8 protein-coding genes and 1 pseudogene are annotated in these 8,732 nt (G+C 46.5%); all 9 read left to right on the plus strand.

What is annotated here, in order from left to right; all coding sequences use genetic code 11:
• Positions 1-5: 5 nt before the first annotated feature.
• On the plus strand, positions 6-1,568 hold the full coding sequence (flhF, locus tag AB4503_RS04665; protein WP_372113792.1) for a flagellar biosynthesis protein FlhF: 1,563 nt from the start codon (positions 6-8) through the stop codon (positions 1,566-1,568).
• Positions 1,569-1,581: 13 nt separating this feature from the next.
• On the plus strand, positions 1,582-2,469 hold the full coding sequence (locus AB4503_RS04670) for a MinD/ParA family protein (protein ID WP_017060668.1): 888 nt from the start codon (positions 1,582-1,584) through the stop codon (positions 2,467-2,469).
• Entirely contained in the window at positions 2,462-3,196 is a 735-nt protein-coding gene (locus tag AB4503_RS04675) for an RNA polymerase sigma factor FliA (RefSeq protein ID WP_017060667.1), read from the plus strand. Before AB4503_RS04670 ends, AB4503_RS04675 begins: the two co-directional genes overlap by 8 nt.
• Before the next feature lie 42 nt (positions 3,197-3,238).
• Complete coding sequence (gene cheY / locus AB4503_RS04680; RefSeq protein WP_016767062.1) at positions 3,239-3,607, plus strand: chemotaxis response regulator CheY; 369 nt, start codon at positions 3,239-3,241, stop codon at positions 3,605-3,607.
• A 105-nt stretch (positions 3,608-3,712) separates the two neighbouring features.
• A complete protein-coding gene (locus AB4503_RS04685; RefSeq protein ID WP_017064113.1) occupies positions 3,713-4,444 on the plus strand; it encodes a protein phosphatase CheZ in 732 nt (243 codons plus the stop codon).
• Positions 4,445-4,453: 9 nt separating this feature from the next.
• Entirely contained in the window at positions 4,454-6,646 is a 2,193-nt protein-coding gene (locus AB4503_RS04690) for a chemotaxis protein CheA (protein WP_017064112.1), read from the plus strand.
• A gap of 13 nt (positions 6,647-6,659) precedes the next feature.
• Entirely contained in the window at positions 6,660-7,784 is a 1,125-nt protein-coding gene (locus AB4503_RS04695) for a chemotaxis response regulator protein-glutamate methylesterase (protein ID WP_017071205.1), read from the plus strand.
• A 10-nt stretch (positions 7,785-7,794) separates the two neighbouring features.
• The gene (locus tag AB4503_RS04700; RefSeq protein WP_017064111.1) at positions 7,795-8,577 is read left to right on the plus strand and encodes a ParA family protein; all 783 of its coding nucleotides are present in this window, start codon (positions 7,795-7,797) and stop codon (positions 8,575-8,577) included.
• Positions 8,564-8,732 (plus strand): annotated as a pseudogene (locus tag AB4503_RS04705) (chemotaxis protein CheW); the annotation flags it as partial. The gene AB4503_RS04700 and the pseudogene AB4503_RS04705, both read left to right, overlap by 14 nt.

Raw genomic sequence — 8,732 nt, forward strand, 5'->3', positions numbered from 1 at the left:
TCGAATTGAAAATTAAACGATTTTTTGCAAAAGATATGCGAACGGCTCTGCTCCAAGTTAAAGAAGAACTTGGTTCAGAAGCGGTGATCATGTCTAACAAAAAGGTCGCAGGTGGCGTGGAAATTGTTGCCGCTATTGATGGCGAATCCAGCCCGTCGACAGCGAGCCAGAGATTAAATAAACCTCAGCAGCCTGCACAAAGCCAATATACGCAAATGGCCGCGCTCGCAGCTCCTGCTGGGCGACGTCAACTAGACGATGACAAGGTTAGCCTACAGTCGAATGTTGAAGGTGGACGCTCAATGACTAAGCGCTTTGCGAATATGCTTAAGCAATACAGTCATGGCGCCGATGATGAGCCACAGCATCGTGCAGAAAATGAAGATTCATTGTCAGCATTGCTCAATCGCCAATCAAGCACGGGCCATAAGCCTCATAGTCATCAGACTCAAAGCAATTTGCAGTCTCATGGCCATCAGCAATCTCACGGTAACCAACAGTCTCACGGAAATCTTGATTCTGCATTTGCTCGTGAAACGGGTTTGTCTAAGTTGATTGCTGAAGACCGCAGAGTAGAGCGCCCGACACCTCGCTTGGATCCTACCCGTTATGATCGTGGTCGAGAGAACACTCAGTCCAAAGGTTCTGATACTGAAATGGAAACGATGCGCGAAGAGATGACCTCAATTCGTCGTCTGTTAGAGCATCAAGTTTCTGGGTTGATGTGGCAAGAAGTTGAGCGCCGTGAACCACTGAGAGCCATGCTTATTAAGCGCCTTGAACGTATGGGTGTATCTGCAGAGCTTGCCGATCAAATGGCTTGCTACATTCCTGAAGATACTAAACCTGCACGTGCATGGAAGGCTCTGTTAGCTCTGGTTGCTGACCAAATCTCCGTTACACAAAAAGATATTTTAAAACGCGGCGGTATTGTGGCTCTACTTGGCCCAACCGGCGTGGGTAAAACAACGACTGTTGCAAAGCTAGCTGCACGTGCTGCCATGGAATATGGCGCTGATAACGTCGCACTAGTGACAACTGACACATATCGTATAGGTGCACATGAGCAGTTATCGATCTACGGCCGAATTATGGGTTGTCCTGTAAGAGTTGCTAAAGATTCTAGCGAACTGGCCGATGTAATATATCAGTTACGTAATCGTCGCCTGATTCTGGTCGATACTGCAGGCATGGGACAACGAGATGTTCGCCTATCTGAGCAGTTAGACACATTGATGCAAGAGAGTGGTTCCGTTATCAATAGCTACCTTGTGTTGCCTGCAACCGCGCAACGCAAAGTGCTGCAAGAAACAATTGAACACTTTAGAAGAATCCCGTTGTCGGGATGCATCATGACTAAGCTGGATGAATCCCTAAGTCTAGGTGAATTCATCAGTGTCGTAATACAAAATGCATTACCAGTTGCTTACATAGCAAATGGTCAACGAGTTCCTGAAGATATCGTTATAGCTCAGCCAAAGTACATGATTGCTAAGGCTAATGAGCTATTAGAAAAATCTACAGAGAATGAACCTCATTACTGGAATAGCGATTCTGAAGGGCTCTAGGCGGCGGATAAATATGAATGAAAATATGATACATGACCAAGCTAGCGGCCTCCGTCGCTTAACCAAGCCTTCACTCACAAAAGTTATCGCTGTAACCGGTGGTAAGGGAGGCGTTGGTAAATCTAATGTGACGTTAGGTATGGCTATTTGCATGGCGCGCCAAGGCAAAAAAGTCATGGTGCTAGATGCCGATTTAGGACTAGCGAACGTCGATATCATGCTAGGTATTCGTTCTAAACGAAACCTTGGGCATGTGTTGGCTGGCGAATGTGAACTTAAGGATGCGATTGTCGAAGGGCCGCACGGAATTAAAATTATTCCAGCGACATCGGGCACTCAAAGCATGACTGAACTTTCACACGCACAGCATGCTGGTTTGATTCGCGCATTCGGTTCGCTTGAAGACGAGATGGATATCTTGTTGGTTGATACCGCAGCCGGTATTTCGGACATGGTGATCAGCTTCTCAAGAGCGGCGCAAGACGTGGTTGTCGTGGTATGTGATGAACCTACCTCGATCACGGATGCATATGCTTTGATTAAGCTTTTAAGCAGAGAACACCAAGTTCAGCGATTCAAAGTTGTTGCAAATATGGTCAGAAGCTACCGCGAAGGCCGAGAATTATTTGCAAAGTTGACTTTGGTCACAGAGCGCTTCTTGAATGTGAGCCTCGAACTCGTAGCATGTATTCCTTTAGATGATAAAGTACGTCAATCAGTCAAGAGACAGAAAATCGTAGTCGATGCGTTTCCTCGCTCTCCAGCTGCATTGGCAATCAGCTCTTTGGCTAACAAAGCCTTGACCTGGCCAATACCAAAAACACCGAGCGGACACTTGGAGTTCTTTGTTGAAAGGCTGCTGAATCGTACTGAATTTATAGAGGAACCATTTGGTGAATAAAGCGCTTACTTACGACCAACACGCTAATCACAATAGCCAACAGGCTTTTTTTGAGAAGTACTCTGTGTTGGTTAAACGTATCGCTCATCACTTGTTGGGGCGATTACCGCCTAATGTATTGGTTGATGACTTAATTCAAGCTGGCATGATCGGCTTGATTGAAGCGCAACAAAACTATGATGGTACCAAAGGCGCAAGCTTTGAGACGTATGCTGGTATTCGGATTCGCGGGGCAATGTTGGATGACATTCGCCGTGGGGACTGGGTGCCGAGATCGGTTCATAAGAACAATCGAGAAATCAGCAGTGCAATTGCGGAATTAGAGGGTATCCTCAACCGCGACCCGAGTGATGCCGAAGTGGCAAAACACATGGGGCTCAGTTTAGAGCAGTATCACAGTGCTTTAACTGACATTAATTGCTCAAGACTGGTTGGAATTGAAGATTTAGGCGTCTCAGATGATGTAATATCTCCGAATGAAGACTCTCAAGATAATACGCCTTTTCAAGGGGTTGCTGATGAGTCATTCCGCCAAGCTTTGATCGATTCGATAAAACAACTTCCGGAAAGGGAAGGCCTTGTGCTTTCGCTTTATTACGACGAAGAACTCAATTTAAAAGAGATTGGGGAAGTGTTAGGTGTCAGCGAATCTCGTGTCAGCCAAATACTGAGCCAATCTATGCAGCGTTTACGCACTAAGTTAAGTGCTTGGACACAGAACGACTAACAACACTGATCCTATTCAGTGGAGGCTAATTTGAACAAAAACATGAAAATTCTCATTGTTGATGATTTTTCAACGATGCGCCGAATTGTTAAAAACCTACTTCGCGATTTAGGTTTCAACAACACTCAAGAAGCAGATGATGGCTTGACCGCGTTACCTATGCTGAAAAAAGGCGAATTTGATTTCGTGGTAACTGACTGGAACATGCCAGGCATGCAAGGGATTGACCTGCTTAAACACATTCGCGCAGACGCAGAACTTAAGCACCTTCCAGTGCTTATGATCACAGCTGAAGCGAAGCGTGAGCAGATCATCGAAGCTGCGCAAGCGGGTGTTAATGGTTACATTGTGAAGCCTTTCACTGCTGCAACGCTGAAAGAGAAACTTGATAAGATTTTTGATCGCTTATAAGCATCAATAAATTTAGGCACTTCTAGGTAAACACTGACTGATAAGTTATCTGTTTATCTCGATAGCCTAAGCGCACAAAGTATGCGGAGTAAGGCCGAATTCAGGATGATTTCATTAGAACAAGCAAAAAAATTAGTAGAGCTGCTTGAGAACGATGAGCAGCAAAATGCTGATTCTCTTGTGAGAAGCATTTATGAAGATAACTTTAGTCTTCAAGACAATCCAATGCTTCAAGAAATAGGAAGTCTGACACGCGACCTCCACGACTCTTTGACTCAATTCAATTTCGATGAACGCATCAGCGTTATCGCAAATGACGAAATCCCTGATGCAAGGGATCGCCTTCAGTATGTCATTGATAAAACGGAAGTTGCGGCAAATAAGACGATGGACGCTGTCGATCGCTGTATGCCAATCGCAGACAACCTACACGAGTGTTTACTTCAAGTAAGGCCTCAATGGAATGAACTGATGCATGGCCGCATTGAGCTGGCACAATTTAAAGCTTTATGTCACCGCATTGATGGATTGCTTGTCCAAGTAGAAGGCGACAGTACTGAACTACGCGGACAATTGACTGAAATCTTGATGGCTCAGGATTTCCAAGATTTAACTGGGCAGATAATCAGCAAAGTTATTACCTTGGTGAATGAGGTGGAAGGACGTTTGGTCGAGATTCTCACGGTATTCGGTGCGAATCAAAAAGAGCCAACTCCAGAGTCAGAGAAGAAAGCATCGATTGCGCCTGAAGGTCCAATTATGAACCCAGAAGAGCGCGAAGACGCTGTCGCATCTCAAGATGAAGTCGACGATTTGTTATCCAGTCTTGGATTTTAAAGGTAACGTATGAGCTACGATTTAGACGAAGATATTCTTCAGGACTTTTTAGTCGAAGCAGGAGAGATCCTTGAACTCCTATCAGAACAACTGGTAGAGCTTGAGAATAACCCTGACGACAAAGACCTATTAAATGCTATTTTCCGTGGTTTCCATACAGTAAAAGGTGGTGCTGGTTTCCTAGCATTAACTGAGCTGGTGGATACTTGTCATGGTGCTGAGAATGTGTTCGACATTCTGCGAAACGGCCAACGCAGCGTAACATCAGGTTTGATGGATACCATGCTGCAGGCGCTAGATACAGTCAATGTACAGTTTCGCGCCGTGCAAGATCAGGAACCTTTAGTGCCAGCCGACCAATCTTTATTGGATGAACTTCACCGTCTCTGTAAACCAGAGTCTGCGGATGAAGTGGCACCAGTAGAAGCGCCTGCACCTATTATCCCTGAACCTGTTGTTGCAGCGCCTGAGCCTGTTATTGCTCCGGAACCTACTGCTGAAAGCTCAAACATCAATGCATCTTCAGTCGATGATATCTCTGAAGATGAGTTTGAACGCTTGCTTGATGAGCTTCACGGTAAAGGTGGTTCACCAACAGCGCCTTCTGCACCAACACCGCCGCCAGCACCCGCTGCACCTCAGTCTGTTGCTGACAGTGGTGATATTACTGATGACGAATTTGAAAAGTTATTAGATGAATTGCACGGTGCGGGTAAGAGCCCGACAGCGGCAAGTTCAACGCCTCCTCCACCGCCAACGCCGCCAGCAGCACCTGTTTCGGCGATGTCTGAAGGCGATGATCTGATGACTGACGAAGAGTTCGAGAAGTTACTTGACCAACTACATGGCTCAGGTAATGGACCTTCGATTGAAGAATTGGATGCCGCGACTAAGCCAGCAGAAGTTAAGGCAGTAGCACCTCAAGCTGCGCCTAAACCTGCTGCGCCAGTTGCCGTTAAAGCTGAGCCAAAACCGAGCGCTCCAGCAAAAGCTGAAGTTAAAGTGCCGGCTAAGAAGCAACAAGCTGAAGCGACAGTTCGTGTTGATACATCAACACTGGACACCATCATGAACATGGTGGGTGAACTGGTATTGGTGCGTAACCGACTAGTCAGCCTAGGCCTCAACAGCAACGACGAAGAAATGTCGAAAGCTGTCTCTAACTTAGATGTTGTTACTGCAGACCTTCAAGGTGCGGTAATGAAGACTCGTATGCAGCCGATCAAGAAAGTATTTGGTCGCTTCCCACGAGTTGTCCGTGACCTTGCTCGTAGCTTGAAGAAAGACATTGTTCTTGAAATGCGTGGCGAAGAAACGGACCTTGATAAAAACTTAGTAGAAGCACTTGCTGATCCCCTGATTCACTTGGTGAGAAACTCTGTCGATCATGGTATTGAAATGCCAAACGACCGTGTTGCTGCGGGTAAATCACAAACGGGTAAAGTGATTCTGTCTGCCTCTCAAGAAGGTGACCACATTGAACTGGCTATCGTTGATGACGGTGGCGGTATGGACCCTGATAAGCTTCGTGCTATCGCGGTTAAACGTGGCCTGATGGATGAAGATGCAGCGTCTCGCTTATCAAATAAAGAGTGTTTCAACCTGATTTTTGCTCCTGGCTTCTCAAGCAAAGAGCAGATCTCGGATATCTCTGGTCGTGGTGTGGGCATGGACGTTGTGAAAACAGCGATCAACACACTGAACGGCTCTATTGATATTGATTCAGAAATGGGACAGGGCACCAAGATCACCATCAAGGTTCCACTAACCCTAGCGATTCTACCAACCTTGATGGTCGGTGTTGCCGGTCATCCATTTGCATTGCCATTGGCTTCTGTAAACGAGATCTTCCACCTAGATTTAAGCCGCACAAACGTGGTTGATGGCCAGCTGACGATTATCGTTCGCGATAAGTCTATTCCGTTGTTCTACTTGCAAAACTGGCTTGCTCCTAAAGCGGGTATTGTTGAGCTGCGTAAAGGGCACGGCCATGTTGTTATCGTACAACTTGGTAGCCAACGTGTTGGTTTTGTTGTCGATACGCTTATCGGTCAAGAAGAAGTCGTGATCAAGCCGCTTGATAAGCTTCTGCAAGGCACGCCAGGAATGGCAGGTGCGACAATTACAAGTGACGGACACATAGCATTGATTCTAGATGTGCCGGACTTGTTGAAGCAGTACGCAGCTGCGTCAAGAATTTAATTTAAGGATAAATATGGCGATTAAAGTATTAGTCGTTGATGATTCGAGTTTCTTTCGTCGTCGCGTTAGCGAGATCATCAACTCAGAGGCTCGCCTAGAAGTCATTGATGTAGCAGTAAACGGTAAAGAAGCCGTTGAAAAAGCGAAACAGCTAAGACCTGACGTAATCACGATGGATATTGAAATGCCTGTCATGGACGGTATCACTGCCGTTCGTGAAATCATGGCCGCGTCTCCAACGCCTATTTTGATGTTTTCATCGTTAACGCATGATGGAGCGAGAGCAACGTTAGATGCGTTAGATGCAGGTGCTCTCGACTTCTTACCTAAGAAGTTTGAAGATATTGCACGTAACCGCGACGATGCAGTTGCATTGCTTCAACAGCGTGTGATTCAGATTGCAGCAAAGCGTGCGTTTATGCGCCGTGCTCCTATTACGCCGAGAGCGACAGCAACGACTTCAACAGCTACGCCATTGCGCCAGCCGATTTCAACAGCAGCTTCGACTTCAACAGCGAAGCCTGCGGTTGCATCTACGGCGAAATTCAGAGCGTCAGGTAAGAAGTATCAATTAACAGCAATTGGTACGTCGACTGGCGGCCCTGTTGCTCTACAGAAGATTTTGACTCGCATCCCTGCTAACTATCCACACCCAATTGTGTTAGTTCAGCATATGCCAGCAACATTCACTGCTGCTTTTGCGAGCCGATTGAACACCTTGTGTAAGATTGAAGTTCGCGAAGCGCAAGACGGTGATGTGTTAAAACCTGGCGTGGCGTATCTTGCTCCGGGTGGTAAACAGATGATGGTGGATGGCCGCGCAGGGTCTGCACGTCTACGAATTATCGATGGCGGCGACCGCATGAACTACAAGCCTTGTGTGGATGTCACATTTGGCTCTGCAGCGAAGATCTACGGCGACAAAGTTTTGTCTATGATACTGACCGGTATGGGCGCAGATGGTCGAGAAGGTTCGCGTATGTTGAAAACTGCGGGCTCGACGATTTGGGCACAAGACGAAGATAGTTGTGTTGTATATGGTATGCCTCAAGCTGTAGCAAAAGCTGGCATTTCTACTGAAGACCTCCCTCTAGACCGCATCGCGGAAAGGATCTTGGTTGAAGTTGGGTTAGCTTAGGTAAATCGAAATGATTGTTTGGAGTGTTGCAAACCAAAAAGGTGGTGTTGGTAAAACGACCACGACCGTGACTCTAGCAGGTTTACTTGCGTTGAAGGGGCACCGTGTTCTGTTGGTTGATACTGACCCACATGCATCACTGACCACCTATCTGGGTTACGATTCAGATACGGTGGAATCGAGCCTGTTTGATCTGTTCCAGCTGCGTGAATTTAACGCGCAGACGGTAAGACCTTTGCTTTTACAAACGGAAGTCGAAGGTATCGATATTATCCCTGCGCATATGTCTTTGGCGACATTAGACCGTGTAATGGGAAATCGAAGCGGCATGGGGTTGATCTTGAAGCGTGCTTTGGCCGCTTTAAAAGATGACTACGACTATGTGTTGATCGATTGCCCGCCAATTCTTGGTGTGATGATGGTCAATGCATTGGCTGCAAGCGATCGTATATTGATTCCGGTACAGACGGAATTTTTGGCGATGAAGGGCTTAGAGCGCATGATTCGCACTTTGACCATTATGCAGAAGTCGCGCAAAACACCGTTTAAGGTGACGATTGTCCCGACGATGTACGACAAGCGAACCAAAGCCTCACTGCAAACATTAACGCAGCTCAAAGATGATTACCCAAACCAAGTTTGGACGTCTGCTGTGCCGATTGATACCAAGTTTCGAGACGCGAGCCTAAAACGCTTGCCAGCCTCTCATTTTGCATCGGGTAGCCGTGGTGTATTTGCTTATAAACAGTTGCTTATTTATCTCGAAAGGTTGGCGATAAATGAGCGCGAATAAAGAATCAACAATGGCGCAGCCAAGTCTCTCTAGTGAACAAGCACTGGATGATTACTTTACTGCGTTATTAGGCGATGAAAGCTTTGAATCTGACGATTTTTTTGTTGACGAGTCGAGCGACGAATCACAATCTGAAGAGCCAGAGCCAGAGCCAG

The organism is Vibrio sp. 10N.222.55.B11, assembly GCF_041473705.1.
Classification (GTDB): Bacteria; Pseudomonadota; Gammaproteobacteria; order Enterobacterales; family Vibrionaceae; genus Vibrio; species Vibrio crassostreae_C.

Excerpts from the sequence above, each read along its gene's own strand:
- AB4503_RS04695 (WP_017071205.1), top strand. The coding sequence starts at position 6,660 with ATGGCGATTAAAGTATTAGTCGTTGATGATTCGAGTTTCTTTCGTCGT.
- AB4503_RS04685 (WP_017064113.1), top strand. The coding sequence starts at position 3,713 with ATGATTTCATTAGAACAAGCAAAAAAATTAGTAGAGCTGCTTGAGAAC.
- cheY (WP_016767062.1), top strand. The coding sequence starts at position 3,239 with ATGAAAATTCTCATTGTTGATGATTTTTCAACGATGCGCCGAATTGTT.
- AB4503_RS04690 (WP_017064112.1), top strand. The coding sequence starts at position 4,454 with ATGAGCTACGATTTAGACGAAGATATTCTTCAGGACTTTTTAGTCGAA.
- AB4503_RS04700 (WP_017064111.1), top strand. The coding sequence starts at position 7,795 with ATGATTGTTTGGAGTGTTGCAAACCAAAAAGGTGGTGTTGGTAAAACG.
- AB4503_RS04670 (WP_017060668.1), top strand. The coding sequence starts at position 1,582 with ATGAATGAAAATATGATACATGACCAAGCTAGCGGCCTCCGTCGCTTA.